Source organism: Brasilonema angustatum (assembly GCF_059505445.1).
Genome location: NZ_JCACKO010000015.1, coordinates 43,765 through 64,280, shown reverse-complemented (window position 1 = coordinate 64,280; position 20,516 = coordinate 43,765). Strand labels below are relative to the sequence as shown.

Here is a 20,516-nt window from a genome sequence, read left to right as displayed (position 1 = left end):
CTATTGTATAAAAATAAATAATGTATCTATTAATATGAGTATTTATAACGATGGAAATGTTGCGAAGCTTAAACAAAATCGTAATATAAACTTTGCATCAAATACAAACAGAAGGACTAGAATCGAAACGGGCAAGTTAGCACTGTAACATGAGGAGGATTACAAAGCTATGTCCGACTTAAACCGAGGAATTATGAAGTTTGAAGGCGCTGATACCCCAAAAGTAGTCACCATCTCTTCCGTGGTGCTTTTAGGGTCAATTATGGCGCTGATCATTTGGGCACTGCAAGCAGCCTACGCAGTTCACTAAATTGGATGATGGGACTCCCAACTTCAGGGAGCTAGATGTATCATAGAAGTCATTCTGAGTATCATTTTGCGCTTCTTTATGGGCGTGAGTGCTCTGCTCAGGTATGACTGAAACTATAAATCATATTAAATAGTCAAAAGTAGAGAAAGCTTAATTGAGCAAACCAGATCAGACATTGGCAAAGACGATTTGCGTCACAACTCCCGTGTCTACAATTATGGTGTAATGACGATGAAAAATAATTATTCAATTTAAGGTTTGAGATTTTAGATTAAAAACACATCTAAAATCCAAAAGCAAAAATGTTAGAACTTTGGGGTTTTGTAACCGTTTTCATTATCTGCCCTTTGTTAGGTGCGCTACCACTCATAGCTTGGCTCACTCAAGCTACAACAGGGCGGCAGTTAGCACAAATGGGTACAGGCAATATTAGTGTTTCATCTGCTTTTTACCACGGCGGTACACTAGTTGGAATTCTGGCTGTTTTTTCAGAAGCGATCAAGGGTATTGCCGCAGTCTTGCTGGCTCGTATTTTCTTTGGAGAGGGATCAGCTTGGGAATTGATTGCTCTGATGGGCTTAGTATTGGGTAGATTCTTGGGGGGTAAAGGAGCTGGTACGACTAACGCTGTGTGGGGATTTAGCGTACATGATCCACTTGCAGCAGTCTTTGTGTTATTGCTTGCTAGCGTCAGCTTTACCATTGTGCGCTCTAGGAAATTGGCAAAATTTGGGGTTTTAGTTCTGTTGCCTGCAATTGTAGCCCTGCTGCATCCGGAAGCTCCATCAAGAATCTTGGCTGCTGCTGGTCTTGCTACCTTACTTGGCTGGATTTACAAACAAATTCCTGACGACTTGAATCTTCCTGTTGAAGAAGCACAAAGCGACTCACAAGCAGCGTTTAAATTTTTTCGCGGGAATCAAAGCATTCTCACTTTAGATGACGAGTTGGATGCTGTTTATGTGGGACAAAAGGCAGCTCGATTAGCCGAAGTCAAACGATGGGGTTATCCAGTCCCAAAAGGATGGATCATTGGTCCGTACCAGAATCCTGAACAGTTGATAGAAACGCTTCAACCTTCACCAGTTTTACCGTTTGTGGTACGTTCCTCAGCCATTGGAGAAGATACAGAACTTGCTTCCGGCGCAGGACAGTATGAAACGGTTTTGAATGTGACGAGTAAACAGGAATTGCGAGATGCGATCGCCCAGTGTCGAGCGTCATACAATAGTGAACGGGCAATACAGTATCGACGCGATCGCACTGTTACCAAGCCTGTTGTTTCAAAACAGGATTCTCCATTCCAGACAAACGCAGCAAAATCTCAGAAAGACTTTGGGCAACATACGGGCGAAAGCACCATTACTGATGCAGCAATGGCGGTGCTGATTCAACAACAAGTCCAAGGTGTCTATTCTGGTGTCGCTTTTACTCGTGATCCCATTACCAAACAAGGAGATGCGATCATCATTGAAGCTTTGCCAGGAAACGCTACTGGTGTAGTTTCCGGACGAGTAACGCCTGAACAGTATCGCGCTTATGTGGTTGAGACAGATAATTTCACTTCTATTCAATTAGAAGGTGAGGGGAATATACCACCAACATTAATCAAGCAAGTCGCATATCTATCTCGACATCTGGAAGAACATTACCACGGTATTCCTCAAGATATTGAGTGGACATACGATGGTCAAACTCTTTGGACATTGCAAACTCGACCCATAACCACCCTACTGCCGATATGGACACGCAAAATTGCTGCAGAGGTGATTCCTGGACTGATTCGCCCATTAACTTGGTCAATCAATCGTCCTTTAACTTGTGGTGTTTGGGGAGAAATTTTTGCTTTGGTGTTGGGTAAAGGCTCTGTGGGCTTGGATTTTAACCAAACAGCGACATTACATTATTCAAGATCCTACTTTAATGCCACCCTACTAGGAGAAATTTTCCGCCGCATGGGTTTACCCCCTGAAAGCTTGGAGTTTTTAACTAGGGGAGCAAAAATGAGTCAGCCTCCTATAGAAACCACATTGCGGAATTTTCCTGGTTTAGTGCGTTTGCTGTTGCGGGAGTTTTCTCTGACACTGGATTTCAACAGGGATAATCGCAAGCGGTTTGTTCCGGCTTTGTCTGAGTTAGCCAAAGAACCTGTAGAAAACCTAGATCCAGCAAGGCTGTGGACAAGAATTAACTTGATTCTGGAGTTACTTCGTCGTGCAACATACTACAGTATATTAGCTCCGTTGAGTGCGGCGTTGCGACAAGCGATATTTCGGGTAAAGGATGGGGATATTGATAACAGTCGGACGCCAGAAGTAGCGGCGTTGCGAGCAATTCAAGATTTAGCCACGGAAGCTAGGCAGATATTACCTGAGTTTCACCCAGATAAAGTGTTTGAGCAGTTAAGACGAACTCCCGAAGGGCAAGAAATTGTAAACAGGTTCGACAAATTGCTTGAGCGTTACGGTTATTTGAGCGAAGTGGGAACTGATATTGCGGTTCCCACCTGGAAAGAAGAATCAGAGGCGGTTAAGCAGTTGTTTGTACAATTCATCCAGACAAATGAACCGCTAAAACAGCAAAAGCGTCAAAGGAAGAAGAACAGAGGGTTTGTCCAAAAGCGTGTACATCTGAAAGGGCGAGTCACAGAGGTTTATTCTCGACTTTTAGCCCAGTTGCGCTGGTGTTTTGTAGCGTTGGAACAAGTTTGGTTAAAGTCGGGCTTACTCAAACAACCAGGAGATATCTTTTTCTTAGAACTTGAGGAAGTACGGCGTCTTGTTGAAAGTTTTGAACCTGCTTTTGTCCAACAGTTGCAGGATTTAGTACAATTGAGGCGCACACAACTAGCACAAGATAATCAGCGAAATGCAGTACCTGTTTTAGTTTACGGCAATAATCCTCCCGCATTCCCTTTGCAAACAGCAATTCCTTCCCAAAATCATGTTTTACAAGGTATTCCTGCCAGCCCTGGACAAGCTGAAGGACGGGTAAAGGTGTTGCGGAATTTACAGAGTGTTGGGGATATTGACCGAGACGTCATCCTAGTCGTACCTTATACAGATTCCGGTTGGGCACCTCTACTCGTTAGGGCTGGAGGATTGATTGCTGAAGCGGGTGGACGACTTTCTCACGGGGCAATCATCGCTCGCGAGTATGGTATTCCTGCCATTATGGATGTGACAGATGCTATGTCATTATTGAAAGATGGTCAGAAAGTGCGGATTGATGGGTATAAAGGTATTGTGGAAATATCCGACGACTTGAGATCCCCTGAATGACTTGGCGAAAGAGTTGGTTCTCACGTATTTTAGATTGCTAGTGTAGAATTGACACTGGAGCAGCCTAAGGCTGGGACTTTTGCCATATTAAATTTATTTAATGTGGTAGCTCTAAGTATAAATTATTCCCGTTTTCTGTAGTGGTTACTTTATAAATTGTTATGAATCTACCGTCTACAAGACGGCAGAGTGTTCCAGAGCGAATATAATATTGTACAGTTCATATAAGTAATCATATAAGTATTAAAATTAAGACAAGAAATCGAGAGTTATCACCTGACGCATCTTCGCGACCAAACAAGGTAACTGTAATTCATTGAAAAATTGCTTTCTAAAGACAAGGCATGCAAAACCCAGGCAGATCACAGACAACAGGGCTGAGTTTAGAACTTTTTCATGTTCAAACCGACACTCCTCTTGAGTTGCCCCAAAATTTTTCTGTTATTCGCATTGGCAAGCCCAAAGATCAGACCATGCCTGATATCAATGTTGCAGGCTTACCAAATGCCAATTTTGCTTCTCGACTTCATGCGGAAATTCATGTAGAAAAAAATACTTACTATCTCGTTGATCTCGGCAGTGTCAATGGTACATATCTCAATAATATCAAGCTAGAGCCAACAAAGCGCCATCCACTTAAGTTTGGAGATAAGATAGACCTAGGTCATGGGGGTAAGCTCACATTTATCTTTCTACAGAAACGAGAGCAAGAAATAGCAACTCAGTCTGATAATACTATGCTGAATCATTCACCAACAGTGATTCAGATTGAATTGGTTGCAAACACAAAGCAATCTCGAATGGAGCTTTTTACTAAGCTCATTGGCTTGGTATTGATGATAGTAGGAATTTTAATTTTAGCTGTGAATATTCAGATTCCTGTTTCTGTACGCATCCCAGGTGTACTGTCATGTACTGTAGGGGTTGTAGTCCTTGTCTGTCGTCATACATTCCGTCACATAGCATGGTTCTTGATGGCATTAGGAATTACAGTTATGTTTTTTAATGCCAATGCCTTTGTACCAGTATCTGTTTTGGCTATTCTCGTATCCTCTGCTTTGTTAGTCGGTGGATGTCAAGTATTTACGACTGGAAAAATTTTGAACTATAGTTTGCGAAAGAATTAATAGATTCAACGTTTTTGCTAACCATATTTTTGCTAACCATAGAAGCCCACACTGATCTCACATAGCAGTGTGGGTGGTTTAGAAGTTTTAGCTAGCTACAACTTGAATGCTGACTTTTGCTGTCACGTCAGTATACAGCTTAATTTCAGCCTCATAAGTTCCTAACTTGCTAATATCGGGTATGCTGATACCACGCCGATCCACTTCAAGTCCTGTGGTTTGTTGAATAACCTCTGCCACTTCTTGGGTGGTGACAGTACCGAAAATAGCTTCGGCTTCACCAACTTGCTTGGCAATTCTTAAGTTATCAACTTTTTCCAAAGCTGCTTTTTGCTCTTGGGCTTGTTGCTTCAATTCTAATTGCCGCTGGCGTTCTACTTCGCGGCGACGTTCGACTTGCTTGAGAATAGCAGGAGTGGCACGAGTTGCCAAACTTTTGGGAATTAAGTAGTTACGAGCATAGCCAGGGGCAACTTCCACTAAGTCGCCAGATTTTCCTAGCTTGATGATATCTTGAGTTAAAACTAATTGTATGCGTTTGGCCATCGTTGTTCTTTTTCTTTGCTTTCTCTAAAATTTTAATTGCTTGAGCAATAGCCATGTTAGTTCACATGGGTGTTGCTGTATCCCAAGCTGCTTTGGATATAGCCCTAAACCTACAAATAATAGCGAAATGCAAGGTGCGATCGCAACTCTCTTGCCAAGAAAAATGAATCTTCTTTGCACCGAGTCATTTATTCCTAGTCGAGTAGTGCTTTCTAATGACTATCTTAAAATTTATCTTTCATTCCTCGCAATCGCGTAAAGGTTTGTACCGAGTCGTGACTATTAGCAGCTGATTGTAATGCTGGCTGATCCCAACGTAAAAAGGGATTTGTGAGCTTTTCGGTTCCTAAAAGCGAGGGAACAGTTGCTTCTCCATGACTGCGGGACGTTTTCGCTTGATCATAACGTGTTTGTAAGTCAGTGTTATCTGCATCTACGGTGAGGGCAAATTGCAGATTTTTCAAAGTATATTCGTGGGCACACCAGACGCGAGTAGAATCAGGTAACGAGCGGAATTTGCTTAGGGAATGAATCATTTGCGTTGGTGTTCCTTCAAATAAACGACCACAACCACCAGCAAACAGGGTATCGCCGCAGAATAACTCACCCGTTTGACTTGGGTTGTCTGGTGGAAAATAATAGGCGATATGAGCGCGGGTATGTCCGGGAACGAAGATAACCTCAGCGCTTCTGTGTGCAAATTCAACGCGATCGCCTTGCTGTAAAAACACCTGCTGTCCCAGTATTCTCCCTCTATCCTCAGCCCCACCATAAACTATCACATTAGGGAATTGTTGCATAAGTTGGCGGTTTCCTCCGATGTGATCCTGATGATGGTGCGTGTTAAAAATCGCCACCAACTCAGCTTTTAACTCGTTGAGTTTCTGCAAAACTGGTTCCGCCTCGGCTGGATCGACAACAGCAGCAATATTTTGCTTTGGATCGTGCAGCAGAAAAATGTAGTTATCTGAAAGTGCCTCAAGACGAATGACTTGCATTTAGTGTATCTCCCTGACAATTGGTGTTTGGCATTTCTCAACAATGCTATCTAAAACAGAGCGAGTGGACTACCTGCACGAGCTATATGTTGTAATGGACAAGGGAAATTTTCGACCAGATACCGGAGGCTGATCGCATGTAGTATCGCGCTTGGTTGATGTAAATACTTGGCGAACGAGACATTCAGGGTAACTCATGCGATATTAACAATAAATATGATGTACAGGCGTCATTTGACTAAAAACATGTTGTCATGCAGCGAAAAATCTAATGCTAGGATTTATTTTGAAAAGACATTCATGAATGAAAATCTTGATTGTAAATTTATCAATATATTTTCACCAATAAGGAATTATTTATAAATGCCACCTAAAGTCTCAATCATTGTCAACTGCTTTAACCAAGGTTGTTACCTTGAACGATCAGTCAAAAGTGTCTTATCACAAACTTTTTCTGATATTGAATGTTTGATTGTCGATGATGGTTCTACTGATAATACTCGTCAGGTCGCTGAGCAGTTGATGAATTTAGATGAGCGAGTAAAGTACTACTATAAAGAAAACGGTGGTCTGCCTTCATCTCGCAATTTTGGCGTTGAGAAAGCACAGGGTGAATGGATTCAATGTCTAGATGCAGATGATTGGATTCATGAAGACAAAACGAGATTTCAACTCAGCTATTTAGAACAAGTTAATGTCAATGACGACACAGTCTTTTACTGCGATTATGAACGGGTGTTTTTCGATGCAAACCAAAATCTTATCAACACTCAGGAAAATGTGATTGGTTCATTGACTAAAGATGAATTCATTCAACGTTTACTCATTCCTGACTTCCTTGCAAATACACCTCATCCCGCGCTTCAGCAAGCTATGCTGATGAAAAAAAGTGTCTTGACTAAGACAAAATTTCCGGAATACCTCAAAGCACTGGGGGATAGATATTTTGCTGTCGCTATTTTAATGGCAGGTGCGAATTTCGTTTACACCCCGATGATTGGTACTTACTACACGAAGCATCAGTCAAATCGAACTAATAGTTGGAATTATATGAAAAACTACTATATTCTGTTTTACGAAAATATTCTCAAGAATTATCCAGAACTGAACAAAATTTGTCAAACTGGTCTGGAATTCTTCTTAGAGGAAGCAATTATGGAGAAAAAGGAAGACGATTTTGAAAGATTACTAAAAATAGTTCCTATGCCGGTTCGCGTACTCAACCAAAAAATTACGCTCAAAAATCAAAAGCAACTACAGACTTTCAATACTATCAGAAAAATCCTCCCAAGTTTTCTCCTCTACGAAAAGTATCGCGGTTACCGTACAAATAAAGTGATATCCATGCTGTTTCCAAAAGGGAAGTGATAAAAAATAATAATTATGAAATTTTCATTAATTGTTAGTGATTTAAGCGGTGGTGGGAGTGTTCGTGCCTTTTTGCTAGCACAAGTACTCAAAAAGCTTAATCATGAGGTAGAAATTATCGGTTTTCTTTTTGGAAAAGAACTTTATGCAATTCCTCCCAATGGGATCAAGATTGTTTCTGTTCCTGGAAAAAACTATCCTGAGTTTTTGAGCTACAGTCGGCAAGTTTTAGAAAAAATAGATGGAGATATTATTTATGCAGTCAAACCAAAGGTTACGAGTTTTGGTTTGTCTTTACTGAAAAAAATCAGCAGCCGTCGTCCTTTGCTTTTGGATATGGATGACTGGGAATTAAGCTGGTATGGAGGTATGGAGTGGAAGTATCGTCCCAGTCTGAAGCAATTTGCCAGGGATATTTTAAAGAAAGATGGTGCATTAAGATTTCCCGATCATCCACTTTATATACAATGGATGGAAAGTTTAGTACGAAAGGCTGATGCCGTAACAATAGATACTCAGTTTCTCCAAGAACGTTTTGGCGGTATTTATCTGCCTAATGGTAAAGATACTGCTATGTTCGACCCTAGTATCTATGATTCAAAGGCTAGCCGAATTCGTTATGATCTTGATGACTATCGTATTTTAATGTTTCCAGGTGCACCACGACCACATAAAGGTGTTGAAGATGTCTTGATGGCGTTGGATCGGTTAAACCAGTCGGATTTAAGACTAGTGATTGTCGGTGGCAGTCCTTATGATGATTATGATGATAAACTCATTCAAAGATGGGGGCGTTGGATTATCAAGTTGCCCAAATGCCCTGTGGAGGTTATGCCTGAGGTTGTAGCAGCGGCTCATATTGTGGTTGTTCCTCAGCGAGATACAATCATCGCTCGTGCCCAATTCCCCCTAAAATTAACAGATGGAATGGCAATGGCTAAACCCGTATTATCAACTAGAGTTGGAGATATTCCAGAAATTTTAAGCGAAACTGGTTATTTGGTTGCTCCTAGTTCTCCAGAACAAATTGCAGAGCAAATTGATTTTATATTTGAGAATTTAGAGTCAGCAAATGAGCGAGGTTTCAAGGCAAGAGAAAGGTGTATAAACAAATATAGCCTTGAGACTATGGCGTCTACCTTAGAGTCCGTAATTGCTCAGTTATGAGTATTTATAATGTGTGATTTTGCCAGGGTGAATTTATCAAATTTCACTGACGCTCAAAATAAGATATGAGCCTCCAACTAGCGGCTTCGCAGCCAGCAAAATATGAAAGAAAGAAACACCTTTTTCCCTTACACACGCCAGATACCTCTGTCGGGAAACCCTCATCAAGTACTGGCTCACGCCACATGCCTCAACGCGCTTAACCCGCGCACGGCAGTGGCTCCCCTACACCCCTGTGTTTCTTGAAAGGAGTATCTGTATTTGTCTAAAACAGAAAGACAAAAATTATTTATTGTGATTTCTTTATGAATTCTGTTAATCAAAAGTAAATTGTGAGACAAATCCCCAATGTCTACCAGCAAACTACTAGTAAGATTTGCTAAACCATATCCAATATTGACTTTCCTGACAATATTGTTAGGATTTTCTGGAGCTTTATTTAATGGTGTTAGTACTGCTCTGATTGTTCCAGTAATTTTAAGAATAGTGGGACAATCAGTAGATTTCAGTGGTGCTCCTCCTATTCTCAAAAAACTGATGTCTCCGTTTGATAATATTCCCGAAAATTACCTATTAGGAGTGATGGCGGGGACAATTATCTTTACGATTCTGTTAAAAAATCTAGCGACGTACGCTAGTACTTTAGCATCTAGTACCTTAACGCGCAAAGTCACTTCGGATATGCGCGAGACTGGCTTAATTTTATTGCTACAAATTGATTTATCTTATTACACCAAGATGAAAGTTGGTGACATAATCAACAGTCTTGGCGGAGAAATTAGCCGTGCAGCCAGTGCTGTAGGTAATACGATTAAGTTAATGATCTTAGGGATTACAATTCTAGTTTTTGTTGGGATACTACTGTCAATTTCCTGGCAATTAACGATCGCTGCTACGGTTTTGCTGTCTTTAGTCACGTTAATAAATCAGTATGCTATAAGCCGTGCCAAACAGTTTGGCAAGCAGCTCAGTGATATGTCGAGAGCCTATTCGATCGCGATACTAGAAACTCTCAATGGAATTCGTCTAGTTAAAGCAACAGGTAGTGAACAAAGAGAATATCAACGTATTCGGAAACTCATTCACGCTCGCGAAAAAGCTGATTTTCAGTCTCAGGTTTATTCGGAGGCGATCGCACCACTGAGTGAAGTCATGGGCGTGACAGCTATCATACTGATTGTCTTTTTGAGTCGCACCTTCTTTGTAAACCAAATTGTCTCGCTTTCAACAGTACTACTAACATATTTATTGGTATTACTACGACTGCTACCGTTTATTTCTCAGTTAAATACTCTTCGCAGTAGTTTTGCAAGTACTGCTACCAGTGTAGACATAGTTAATGATTTTTTAAGCTGGGAGAATAAGCCGTTAATGAGTAACGGTTCAATTGTTTACACAAAATTAAATAAGGGAGTGGGTTTTCAATCGGTTTGCTTTTCCTATCCTGATCATGAAAAACAGGTACTCAAAGATGTAGATTTATACTTAGCGCAAGGTACGACACTGGCATTGGTAGGCGGTTCTGGTGCAGGAAAATCAACATTGGCAGATCTGTTACCCAGATTTTATGATCCGACATCTGGTTGTATTACCATCGATGACATCGATTTGCGTGATTTCGACTTGCTCTCACTACGACAGGTGATGGGAATTGTCAGTCAAGATACTTTCCTTTTTAATGACTCAGTGTGGAATAACATTGCATACGGACGTCAATCAGCAACCAAAGAGGAAATTATCACCGCAGCAAAGCAGGCAAATGCTTATGAGTTTATCAGCAAATTGCCTCAGGGATTTAAAACTATCATTGGTGATCGCGGTGTGATGTTGTCTGGAGGACAAAGACAACGCCTTGCGATCGCACGTGCTTTACTACAAAATCCAGAAATTTTGATTTTAGATGAAGCCACGAGCGCTTTAGATACTGTTTCCGAACGTTTGGTGCAAGAAGCTATAGATAACCTCAGTCGCGATCGCACAACATTAGTCATTGCTCACCGCCTTTCCACAGTGCAAAAAGCGGATCAAATTGCTGTTTTGGATCAAGGAAGTGTGGTGGAGGTGGGAACCCATGAAGAACTCTTACAAAAGGGTGGTTACTACTCGCGTTTGTACGCAATGCAATTTGCCGATAAAGTGGAAACAGCTACCAAACGCCAGCAAAACTTAATCCGTATCTCTGATGAAATTCGCACGCGGCTTCAGTCTATGATTGGTTCTTTGCGCGTACTACTTGATAATAGACAAAACAATCCTCAACAGCCAAATAAATTTATAGAAGAATCCTACAAATCAGGCTTAAAAGTTCTCAACAGCATTGATGTTTTTGAAGATATTGTTCACCTACAAACGAACTGGGCTTTATCAGGCACACAGCCAAATCACAGCTTCGCCACCCTCAATCAAAATTTGATAGTTATCTGCAATCAGTTTCGGATGACTCTTGATCCTATACTTAGCTCTCTAAACTCCCTAGCCAATGATTCGAGAAATACGCCTCTAAGCCAACAGAAATTTATCCAGGAAGCTTATCAAGCGCTCACGCATCTGCTAGAAAAATTAGATCATTTCGACGATAACCTTAAAGTTTAAAATCATGAAAAATACGACTCTTCTGAAAAACTACGTCTTCTTTGTAACAGAAGAGATACCCAAACCAGAAGCTCATATTATAGTATCTGCTAACGCGGCAAACGCAGCAGCAAACTTAGGGTACTCATCAGTTTTGGCATATCCTCGCAAAGGATTAGCAGCTTTCAACCCAATTCATTTAGCTCGTCCATTTCAACCAAGGAAAACACCAGAAGCACTCATCAAATACTACAACATCCAGCAAAAGCTCAAAGTTGCTCCTCTACCCATGCCTTGGCCTATTGATTATATCAAAAGCAAATTCACCGACTCTAACACCATTGCCACAAAATATTATTTTCCGTTCCATATCCTTTCGACTACCAAACTTGTCCACGCTTGGAACTGGAATTTCATCAAAGCAGCAGTTAAAAATGGTGTACCAGCAATTTACGAACATCACCATTACGAAGATAAGGAATTTGAACCAGAAATTGTTAATCATCCACTGTTTCAAGTAGCTGTCACAGTTACTGATACAGTCCGAGAAAACATGATACAACATGGAATGCCAGCAGAAAAAGTAATAACGCAGCACAATGGTTACAATTCCTCGTTTCTGATTAGACAGCCAGAAAAAGTAGCAGAATGGCGCAAAAAATTTCTCAAAGATGAACGTTCATATTTAGTCGTTTATGCAGGAGCATTAAGAAAATTTAAAGGTATCGATATCCTCGTTGATGTTGCTGCACTCATGCCAAATATTCAAATTGTCTGTGCAGGTGGTGATGAAAAAGAAGTTGCACTTTATCAGCAATTAGCTAAAGAAAAGCAAGTTAACAATATTACATTCTTAGGGTATCTCTTGCACCAGGATTTACCATCTTTGCTACAAGCCGCTGATATCTTAGCTCATCCCCATTGTTCCGGACAAGCTGCAACATTCACATCTCCCCTAAAGCTGTTTGATTACTTAACTTCTGGAAATCCCATAGTCGCAACAGAAATTCCCTCTTTAGTAGAGTTTAAGAATACTAACGCTGTCGCTGCTTGGTGCGAACCAGATAGTCCTAACAAATTTGCTGAAGCGATCGCGCAGGTTTTAAAAACTCATCCAAGGAAAGCCGAAGGCTATCAAGATATTATCAACTTTGTGAAGCAGTTTTCTTGGGAAAATCGAGCCGCAAAAATTTTGAGTTATGTTGATGAATCTCTTCGTCCTCCACTTATTGCTTAGCTATAGAATTCCTCCGCATATTTTTTAACGGCTAGGTATAGTTTATGTTAAGCGTTAAGAGTTCCCTAAAATAGAATCACAAACAGTTAAATTTCCTCAAAGGCAAGGATATGCGACGTGACGAAGTATTAACAATTTTGCAACAGCATTGGACTGTTTTGAAGAACTTTGGTGTTCGATCGCTATCGATTTTTGGTTCTGTCGCACGAGATGAAGCTCGATCTGACAGTGACGTTGATATCCTGGTTGAACTTGAACCGCCACTCACCTTTGATCGCTATATGGAAATCAAATTTTATCTCGAAGATCAACTTGGAACTCAGGTTGATTTAGTCAGTTGGCGATTGCCTACGGCAGAGCTACGCTTAACGCTGAAGCCTTCAATCCGTGATGTTGTTGAAAAAGAGGCAATTCGTGTCGCGTAATATTCGTTTTTATTTAGAGGACATTGTTGGTTGCTGTGCAAAGGTGAGACCAGCGCTGCGGGAGGGTTTCCCTCCGCAGGCGACTGGCGAACCCGGAGGGTATTACGTTACACCCAAGGCATAACTTTCGAGCAATTTATCGTGGATGAGAAGACATTTGATGCGGTTGCGCGTAACCTTCAAATCATTGGAGAAGCAGTGAAAAATATTCCTGTGGAAATGCGGGAGTCTGCGCCTGAAGTTGAGTGGCGAAAAATTGCGGGTTTAAGAGATATTCTAGCTCACACTTATTTCCAGGTTGAAAACGAAATTATTTGGGATATTGTGCAGAATAAAGTTCAGCCTTTGCAAGAACAAATACAACAGTTGCTGGAAAGTGAGTTTGGCGATCGCGTTTAACCCACGCAGGTGGGTTTCCTCTGTATAGCCGTACGTGTGCGACTGTTTGAATGCTGAATCAAAGACTGTGGAGTACACTTAGTAAGTATTGGCATCTTTTTTCCATTCTGCTACGAGTGGCTAAATAAAATTGATACGTTTGCCCTGTGCATCTCCCTATTCTCTCTCTTCATCATCCACAAATTAATGAAAAATGAGCATCAAAACAGTCGGCATGATCAGCAGCTATCCTGGTTTAGATCAAAAACCAGATTGGCTATGGCAACAAACTCCTCATCCCTTTGGTGTCTGGGGTGATATTCAAATCCATTCTACAGCCCCCAAACCAGATTTTTTATTAATGTATAACTACACGTCTTTTCCGGAACCACCGCAAAAGCAGTTGTGGTTTTGGAAAAATAAAAAGGCACAACTTGAATACGAAAAGGCACAGCAAACGCTACAAAATAAACTTATAAAAATTCCTAAAGAGCGAGTCATTTATCTGTTGCGAGAACCACCTTTAGATGAAGTGGTTGAATTGAATCAAAAATTTTATCAACAGGCTCAAGCGCACTGCGGTTATATTTCTGGACCAGATGATTTTGCCCCCACGCCGAATTATATGCCTGCTATTTGGTATTATTCTAACTCATTTCGTGAGTTGAATGATATGCCACCACCAGAAAAAGTTAGACCATGTAGTTGGGTGACATCTGGTATTAGTCGTACAGTTAACCATCGCCAGCGCTTGGAATTTTTAAAACTGCTACGAAACAGCGAATTGAAGTTTGATTTATATGGTCGTGGCTTGCCAGAATGGGCACAAGGAGGCGGAGAATTGAGCAACAAATGGTATGGTATGGCTCCATACTATTATAACTTGTCAATTGAAAACTATGCTGAAAATAACTGGTATGTAAGTGAGAAGTTATGGGATGCTTTGCTAGCTTGGTGTTTGCCAATTTATTATGGGGGAACTGCCGCAGAGAAATTATTACCTCCTGGTAGTTTTTTGAAATTACCAAGTTTGGATGAAAAAGGACTTCTTTACATTCAAGAAGTTACAGCAACAACTGATGCTTGGTATGCAGCCAAGAGTGCGATCGCCGAAGCCAGACAAATTATTTTACATAAGTTAAACTTGTTAAATTGGCTCTCGGATTACGTTAAAAATTGTTCATGATGACGGCAAATATGGAAATATGTGGAGACTTGGATGACTGAAGGTATTTACGTACTCGCTAACGATATCGTCTTTGACCAGTTAGTAGCTTTCTTAAATAGTATTGAAGCAAATGCCGGCAAACCTTATCCAGTTTGTATCATTCCTTATGATAATAACTTAGAAAAAGTAAAACACGAAATCAAAAACAGAAACAATGTAGAAATCTTTGCAGATACAGCAGCTATTGCACGTTGGGAAGATTTCGCCACCCAAATTTGGCAAACTCATCCTAGTGCTTTCCAAACTTGGGAACAAAACGGTATTTCGGGAGTTTATCGCCTAGGAATGCATCGTCGTTTTTGTGGCTTCGATGGTCCGTTTGATAAATTTATTTATTTCGATGCTGATATTCTAGTCCTAAATTCTTTAGATTATATTTTTCAGCAGTTAAATCAGAATGACTTCGTTGTTTATGATTTCCAATATAAAGATCCTACTCATGTCTACAATGTTAAGTCGAATAACTTGTTAAATGTTTTCCCGCTTGATCGCATAAATTATGAAATTTTTTGCGCGGGTATGTATGGAAGTAAAAAGGATTTTTTTAATCAAGAACAACGTAATGAAATTATATCACAACTGAAACAAGATGAAGCCGAAATTTTATATATGAATGCTCCCGACCAAACTATTCTCAACTACATGGTCATGAAGTCAGGCATATCTAGCTATAATTTTGCCCATCATCTCCCTGAAAATGAAAAAACCGGCTGTTGCGTAACTTCTCCCCATTTTGAAGCCAGAGATAATATCTTGTATGACAAAGGTCATCCGTTAACTTATATTCACTATATCGGTTTATCGTCTCAGTTGTTTAGCCGCGTTTGTTCTGGAGAAAATATTGATTTTCCTTACCGGGAAATTTTCTTGCATTATCGCTATCTACATGAACCAGACAAGCGACCAAAATTCAACAGTAAGCCGAAAGCTTACAATGCACCGCCAAGTTTAGCTACACGTATTTTCCGAAAGTTAGGATTAGCAGGTTGAGGATTATTCAATGAACCGTGGAATTTATATTATTGCTAATGATAAGGTGACTGATCATGCGATCGCACTACTCAACAGCATCCGTTTGCATGATAAAGAAACACCAATTGTCATGATTCCTTATGATGAGAATTATCACAATATTGCAGATACACTCGGAAAATATTATGGAGTACAAATCTATGAAGACTTAGACTTTATTGATAGATTATCAATAAAATTACATGAAGTTTTTGGAAACAAGTTTTTTGCTCGTCCTAATCAATTTCGCAAGCAAGCTTGTTGGTTTGGACCTTTTGATGAGTTTTTGTACATAGATACAGATATAGTTGTCTTTGAAAAAATTATTGATAATCTGAATTATCTGAATCAATACAATTTTCTTTGTTGTGATTATCAACACGCCGGTGGTATTACGAATGTCTTTACACCAAAAGTTTTAGAAGAAAAAGTCTTTACCAAAGATGAAGTCAAAGATATTTTCAATGGTGGTTTTTGGGGTTCCAAGAAAAATCTTATCTCGGAACAGGATTTATATGAAACTTTCGCCGAGTGCGCCGCACATCCAGAATATTTCGATTTTTCCCAAAAAACTTCCGACCAACCTATTATCAATTATATGCTCCTGAAGCGAATCCCTTCTCGCTTTAACATTGTCCGCAGAGAAGGTAAAGCACCAGGAAATTGGGGAGGAAGTCACCATTTTCAGACTCAGGGAAATATACTGATTGATCCTTTAGTGAATCAACCTCTACAATATCTCCACTGGGCTGGTATTCGGATTGAACCTGGTTGCCCTTATTGGGAGATTTGGGAATATTATCGCAATCTTAATCCTGCACTTCCACCCGCAGTTTTCCCAGAAAAACCAAAGAAAAGTCAGTGGGAGCAAACATTGGAGAATTTGAAGAATCAACTGAGAAAAATAAAATCTAATTTGTAAAAGTTAAGGAATCTACCTAATATATTGCTTTGACGTAAGTTAAAATCTTAAGTCAATAATCTTCATAAAGCAGCTTTACTAACTACTAAATCACTTGATTTGTAAGAATATAAGTGTCACTCGTCAGTCGTCATAATGCTTGTGAATTCAATATTTGAAAACAAATCTTTTGTGTCAATTATTACCACAATAGCTACCATAAGTAGGTCGGTGTTGAAAATTGTCGTTATGACAAGGCAGGAGGCAGAGGGCAGAAGGCAGAAGAGAAGAGCTTTTTGGGCAACTTTACTTTCCGTTACATACTTTGGTTTTTTTGCGCCGTTCTACTTAGCTTGATTCATTATGGATTATGGGTTCTGGATTATGAATTCTTCTCCTGATTTTTTAAAGTCTTAAACATTCTTTTCAACGACTTTATCTTGACACACCTAATAGCTTTGCTAACATCTAGCCATTGCCGCTTTCTTTGATTGACTTCTGGATATTCTTCTAAAATTCTTTGGACTGGTAACAAAAACATTCTAACTTGGTAAATGTTGCCCTGTTTCCGATACTTATAACAGCCAATTTCATAAGTTTCTATTTGACCGATAACTCCAGCTTCTTCCCACGCCTCTTTTGCTGCTGATTCTGGTGGACTCATTCCATTACAAATGCCTCCTTTCGGCACAACCCATTCCTGACGATTTCGGGTTGTAATTAGCAAAACTTCTATTTTTCCGTCTCTGACTCGATATGGAATGACCCCTGATTGCTGAAGTACTTTGCTGTCTTTTTGGCTCATGGAATTCTGATTCCTTCGATATCAATGTTCTTCTTAAGAAAAAACCTTTTTATGATTTTCCTTGACTTCTTATCAAAGGCATAATCTTACATTATTTTTTTTTGTGATCAAGGATACAAGACAGAAATTATAAATTTTGGTTAAGTAGATATGTTAAAATAATAAATATATCAAATTTTTAATATAGGACTCATATTTTATTTTTGACGAAGCTAGGTACATCATTGCTTCTTCCCTGTTAAGCGTTCCCTGTTAAGCGTTCCCTGCGCTGACGAGTTCGTTCATAAACAAAACCAGATTCCTATATTTTAAAACAACATAAATAGGGTAGAAGTAATATCTACCCTACTTTGTTCACGAGTGATTTTCCTGCTAAGAATCTAAATCTAGAGCTTGTATCCCTTGGCGTTCTACAAAAGTTAGCATACTTCCCAACTGTAACCAAATCAGCAAGGCAGTTATAAGAGCAACTGGTATACCAATTCCATAGGCAATTAAAGGCGGAAAGCCAAATATTTCAAAACCACAACAGAGAAATACACAAAGACCAACAGTAATTCCTATAAATGGTATAGATAAATGTCTAATCGGTAGACGAGAGCCAGAAGTTTCTGCACCATCGTCTTGCCATTTATGGACAATGACTTTCAGCGTTCCCCATAAGGCGAGGTCTGAAACTAATGCTGCAAATAATCCAACAACTAATAGAAAATAGGGTGGATTTTGAGGAATATAGTACATGAAAACTCCTGTGGAGATTGAGTACGGAATTATGAGTTTTGAATTATGAATAATATTTTTTCATAATTGTTAACTCATAATTCATCATTCTTTTAAGGCTTTCGGTAGAATAGCAGCTACTCCCTCTCGGGAAAATTCTGTCAAAACTCCAATCGCTACGTTGAATAAGCGAGTTGGTTTTAAGTCATCTTTTACCAAATTCCATAAGCGTTGGACTTCTTCTGTATGAAGACGATCATCTTCAGTAAGAGCAAGCGCTAACTGTCGCCTCAGAAACTTGCTTTCATCAGAAAGTAAATATTGCAATCCCAATTGAGCCGTAGGTAATACGTCAAAGTTAGTATCACTGCGGGCGATCGCAATCAAATTCTCTAACCGAGACCACTGGAATTTACCATCTTTAAAAAGCACATTCAGCAAACGTCGCCGCAGTTGTGGAGATTCGCCTGTCAACAAGCGCCTTGCAACGTAGGGGTATGCCACTTCAACAATTTTGAAATTTGGGTTGAGGCTGAGGGCTACTCCTTCCTGTGTTACCAAAGAACGAATAATCAAAGCAAACTTTGCAGGGACTCGGAAAGGATATTCATACATCAGTTCCGAAAACTCATCAGTGATGGTTTTGAAGTTAAAATCCCCAACGTTTTTACCAATAGCATCTCCCAGAACTGCTTCTAGTGCTGGTACTATCGGGTGAATATCCGTGTCTGGACTGAGAAAACCTAGCTTGACAAAGTCTTCGGCTAATTCGTTGTACTCTTTATTAACTAGATGTACTAATGCATCTACCAGAGTTTCTTTTGTGGTTTCATTCAACTGATCCATCATGCCGAAGTCTATATAAGCCATACGACCATCAGCCATGGCAAATAAATTACCTGGATGTGGATCAGCATGGAAGAAGCCATGCTCTAGGAGTTGTTGCAAACCAGAGGTCACGCCAACTTGGATGACTAACTCTGGATCTAAACCTGCTTCGCGGATTTTGTTTGTTTCGGTGAGTTTGAAACCGTTAATCCACTCTAAGGTTAAAACATGGACATTGGTGTAACGCCAATATATCGCCGGTATTTTAACCTGGGGGTCGTTGTGAAAGTTATTAGCAAATTTCTCCGCGTTGCGGGCTTCGTTGATGTAATCTATCTCCTCAAATAACTTGGTACCAAACTCGTCCACAATCATTGCCAAATCATGACCGAGGTTTAGGGGTAACCAAGGAGCTAACCAACTAGCCGCCCATCGCATCAGATAAAGGTCAAGTGTGAGAATTGGGCGCAAGTTGGGGCGCTGTACTTTCACCGCCACTTCTTCGCCGCTCATCAAACGACCACGATAAACTTGACCCAAACTAGCTGCAGCGACGGGAGATGAGGATAGCGAACTAAAAATTTCGCTTATTGGACGTTCTAGTTCGGTTTCAATAATTTTATAGGCGAGTCCATTATCGAAAGCTGGCAATTGGTCTTGCAGCTTGATGAGTTCTTCTAGATAATCTTTACGTATCAAGTCTGGTCGTGTTGACAGGGCTTGACCAACTTTAATGAACGTCGGACCAAGGCGGGTTAGTAACAGCCGCAATTGAGTCGCTCGTTTGAACTTGTTTTGCTCCTCTTGATTTTGCCATTGATCCCACTTGAGACTAAGAATAAATACTGCAAAAAACCAAACAATCTTTATCGCCCGCATCCAAGCTAGCCAAGGACGGTAGCGGTAGTAGCGGGCGATCGCCATTGGATCGTAGCGTCGATGATTTTGTTGTGTAAGGGTTTGCCAGTTCACTCCCTTATCTTCCTCTTACTCTTAAACTGAAAAAGGTTTTACTTTCTAAAGCCAAACAAGGACACCCTTTTAGCCATACAAATGCTTTGTAGGCATTTTCTTTGTTGTCCCTTGTCCTGATCGCTAATCTTTACTTAACGTTACTTTTTATTATCTTTTATTTTATATTAGTACATAAAAGTATATATACTTATATGATCTGAGCGTAAAAATAGTAATTTTCAGTAGTCTATTTAGAGAAAAGTGTTCTTTTTATCTTTTTTTGAATATCAAAGCTTATAAAAAAACCTAACTTAAAGGTGATTTACAAAGATTCTTGTCTTTCTTCTGAAAAATATTCTTTTTATCCAAAAGTATCATTTGAGACTATAAAATCCTTAACTGAAGTGAAGCTGTCACGCATATCAGAATGCACACACCTAGAGGCTAGACGAGTTGCGCTTCCCTGGTTTTCTTCCGGATTGAATACGTGAATGCGTGAATTGCTTAGTATCGTCTGTGCCAAACAGAAAGAAGAGGTACACATCTATATAAGCTTGTACAGGTGGGATTTCTTTGTGTAATTAGTGTGAGTTGTAAACGACTTCAAAATCAAAACTTTATATATTTATGAATTATTTTTGGTAATTAGATGAAGTATGCA

17 protein-coding genes are annotated in these 20,516 nt (G+C 39.9%); 12 read left to right on the top strand and 5 right to left on the bottom strand.

The features are described from left to right. Positions 1–169 precede the first annotated feature (169 nt). The 3 genes from AC5JM2_RS04085 to AC5JM2_RS04075 all read left to right on the top strand — a co-directional run bounded on the left by AC5JM2_RS04085 (position 170) and on the right by AC5JM2_RS04075 (position 4,718). A complete protein-coding gene (locus tag AC5JM2_RS04085) occupies positions 170–310 on the top strand; it encodes a hypothetical protein (RefSeq protein WP_495833636.1) in 141 nt (46 codons plus the stop codon). 302 nt (positions 311–612) lie between these two features. After that, the gene (locus AC5JM2_RS04080) at positions 613–3,591 is read left to right on the top strand and encodes a glycerol-3-phosphate acyltransferase (RefSeq protein ID WP_495833635.1); all 2,979 of its coding nucleotides are present in this window, start codon (positions 613–615) and stop codon (positions 3,589–3,591) included. 344 nt (positions 3,592–3,935) lie between these two features. After that, on the top strand, positions 3,936–4,718 hold the full coding sequence (locus tag AC5JM2_RS04075) for an FHA domain-containing protein (RefSeq protein WP_495833634.1): 783 nt from the start codon (positions 3,936–3,938) through the stop codon (positions 4,716–4,718). Between the two features lie 87 nt (positions 4,719–4,805). Here the strand turns inward: AC5JM2_RS04075 and rplI are convergent, their stop codons facing one another. Both rplI and gloB read right to left on the bottom strand, forming a co-directional pair. Next, positions 4,806–5,264, bottom strand: a complete 459-nt coding sequence (rplI, locus tag AC5JM2_RS04070) for a 50S ribosomal protein L9 (protein WP_495833633.1) — start codon at positions 5,262–5,264, stop codon at positions 4,806–4,808. Between the two features lie 224 nt (positions 5,265–5,488). Continuing rightward, on the bottom strand, positions 5,489–6,262 hold the full coding sequence (gene gloB / locus AC5JM2_RS04065; protein ID WP_495833632.1) for a hydroxyacylglutathione hydrolase: 774 nt from the start codon (positions 6,260–6,262) through the stop codon (positions 5,489–5,491). Between the two features lie 363 nt (positions 6,263–6,625). Here gloB and AC5JM2_RS04060 point away from each other — a divergent pair, with 363 nt between their 5' ends. From AC5JM2_RS04060 to AC5JM2_RS04020, 9 genes are all read left to right on the top strand, one after another. Continuing rightward, entirely contained in the window at positions 6,626–7,630 is a 1,005-nt protein-coding gene (locus AC5JM2_RS04060) for a glycosyltransferase family 2 protein (RefSeq protein WP_495833631.1), read from the top strand. 15 nt (positions 7,631–7,645) lie between these two features. Further along, positions 7,646–8,797, top strand: a complete 1,152-nt coding sequence (locus tag AC5JM2_RS04055; protein WP_495833630.1) for a glycosyltransferase family 4 protein — start codon at positions 7,646–7,648, stop codon at positions 8,795–8,797. A 348-nt stretch (positions 8,798–9,145) separates the two neighbouring features. Next, on the top strand, positions 9,146–11,389 hold the full coding sequence (locus AC5JM2_RS04050) for an ABC transporter ATP-binding protein (RefSeq protein WP_495833629.1): 2,244 nt from the start codon (positions 9,146–9,148) through the stop codon (positions 11,387–11,389). Between the two features lie 4 nt (positions 11,390–11,393). After that, a complete protein-coding gene (locus AC5JM2_RS04045; RefSeq protein WP_495833628.1) occupies positions 11,394–12,605 on the top strand; it encodes a glycosyltransferase in 1,212 nt (403 codons plus the stop codon). Between the two features lie 110 nt (positions 12,606–12,715). Next, the gene (locus tag AC5JM2_RS04040; protein ID WP_495833627.1) at positions 12,716–13,030 is read left to right on the top strand and encodes a nucleotidyltransferase family protein; all 315 of its coding nucleotides are present in this window, start codon (positions 12,716–12,718) and stop codon (positions 13,028–13,030) included. A 30-nt stretch (positions 13,031–13,060) separates the two neighbouring features. Beyond that, complete coding sequence (locus AC5JM2_RS04035) at positions 13,061–13,429, top strand: HepT-like ribonuclease domain-containing protein (protein WP_495833626.1); 369 nt, start codon at positions 13,061–13,063, stop codon at positions 13,427–13,429. 193 nt (positions 13,430–13,622) lie between these two features. Further along, positions 13,623–14,594, top strand: a complete 972-nt coding sequence (locus AC5JM2_RS04030; RefSeq protein ID WP_495833625.1) for a glycosyltransferase family 10 domain-containing protein — start codon at positions 13,623–13,625, stop codon at positions 14,592–14,594. A 33-nt stretch (positions 14,595–14,627) separates the two neighbouring features. Further along, complete coding sequence (locus tag AC5JM2_RS04025) at positions 14,628–15,626, top strand: Npun_R2821/Npun_R2822 family protein (protein ID WP_495833624.1); 999 nt, start codon at positions 14,628–14,630, stop codon at positions 15,624–15,626. Between the two features lie 10 nt (positions 15,627–15,636). Continuing rightward, the gene (locus AC5JM2_RS04020) at positions 15,637–16,569 is read left to right on the top strand and encodes an Npun_R2821/Npun_R2822 family protein (RefSeq protein WP_495833623.1); all 933 of its coding nucleotides are present in this window, start codon (positions 15,637–15,639) and stop codon (positions 16,567–16,569) included. A gap of 361 nt (positions 16,570–16,930) precedes the next feature. Here AC5JM2_RS04020 and AC5JM2_RS04015 read toward each other — a convergent pair whose 3' ends face one another. The 3 genes from AC5JM2_RS04015 to AC5JM2_RS04005 all read right to left on the bottom strand — a co-directional run bounded on the left by AC5JM2_RS04015 (position 16,931) and on the right by AC5JM2_RS04005 (position 19,825). Beyond that, entirely contained in the window at positions 16,931–17,353 is a 423-nt protein-coding gene (locus AC5JM2_RS04015; protein ID WP_495833622.1) for an NUDIX hydrolase, read from the bottom strand. 372 nt (positions 17,354–17,725) lie between these two features. Further along, complete coding sequence (locus AC5JM2_RS04010; protein ID WP_495833621.1) at positions 17,726–18,094, bottom strand: hypothetical protein; 369 nt, start codon at positions 18,092–18,094, stop codon at positions 17,726–17,728. An 84-nt stretch (positions 18,095–18,178) separates the two neighbouring features. Continuing rightward, complete coding sequence (locus AC5JM2_RS04005) at positions 18,179–19,825, bottom strand: ABC1 kinase family protein (RefSeq protein ID WP_495833645.1); 1,647 nt, start codon at positions 19,823–19,825, stop codon at positions 18,179–18,181. Positions 19,826–20,516: the final 691 nt, after the last annotated feature.

Excerpts from the sequence above, each read along its gene's own strand:
- AC5JM2_RS04020 (WP_495833623.1), top strand. The coding sequence starts at position 15,637 with ATGAACCGTGGAATTTATATTATTGCTAATGATAAGGTGACTGATCAT.
- AC5JM2_RS04075 (WP_495833634.1), top strand. The coding sequence starts at position 3,936 with ATGCAAAACCCAGGCAGATCACAGACAACAGGGCTGAGTTTAGAACTT.
- gloB (WP_495833632.1), bottom strand. The coding sequence starts at position 6,262 with ATGCAAGTCATTCGTCTTGAGGCACTTTCAGATAACTACATTTTTCTG.
- AC5JM2_RS04040 (WP_495833627.1), top strand. The coding sequence starts at position 12,716 with ATGCGACGTGACGAAGTATTAACAATTTTGCAACAGCATTGGACTGTT.
- AC5JM2_RS04030 (WP_495833625.1), top strand. The coding sequence starts at position 13,623 with ATGAGCATCAAAACAGTCGGCATGATCAGCAGCTATCCTGGTTTAGAT.
- AC5JM2_RS04015 (WP_495833622.1), bottom strand. The coding sequence starts at position 17,353 with ATGAGCCAAAAAGACAGCAAAGTACTTCAGCAATCAGGGGTCATTCCA.
- AC5JM2_RS04085 (WP_495833636.1), top strand. The coding sequence starts at position 170 with ATGTCCGACTTAAACCGAGGAATTATGAAGTTTGAAGGCGCTGATACC.
- AC5JM2_RS04045 (WP_495833628.1), top strand. The coding sequence starts at position 11,394 with ATGAAAAATACGACTCTTCTGAAAAACTACGTCTTCTTTGTAACAGAA.
- rplI (WP_495833633.1), bottom strand. The coding sequence starts at position 5,264 with ATGGCCAAACGCATACAATTAGTTTTAACTCAAGATATCATCAAGCTA.
- AC5JM2_RS04025 (WP_495833624.1), top strand. The coding sequence starts at position 14,628 with ATGACTGAAGGTATTTACGTACTCGCTAACGATATCGTCTTTGACCAG.
- AC5JM2_RS04060 (WP_495833631.1), top strand. The coding sequence starts at position 6,626 with ATGCCACCTAAAGTCTCAATCATTGTCAACTGCTTTAACCAAGGTTGT.
- AC5JM2_RS04010 (WP_495833621.1), bottom strand. The coding sequence starts at position 18,094 with ATGTACTATATTCCTCAAAATCCACCCTATTTTCTATTAGTTGTTGGA.
- AC5JM2_RS04080 (WP_495833635.1), top strand. The coding sequence starts at position 613 with ATGTTAGAACTTTGGGGTTTTGTAACCGTTTTCATTATCTGCCCTTTG.
- AC5JM2_RS04055 (WP_495833630.1), top strand. The coding sequence starts at position 7,646 with ATGAAATTTTCATTAATTGTTAGTGATTTAAGCGGTGGTGGGAGTGTT.
- AC5JM2_RS04050 (WP_495833629.1), top strand. The coding sequence starts at position 9,146 with ATGTCTACCAGCAAACTACTAGTAAGATTTGCTAAACCATATCCAATA.
- AC5JM2_RS04005 (WP_495833645.1), bottom strand. The coding sequence starts at position 19,825 with ATGGCGATCGCCCGCTACTACCGCTACCGTCCTTGGCTAGCTTGGATG.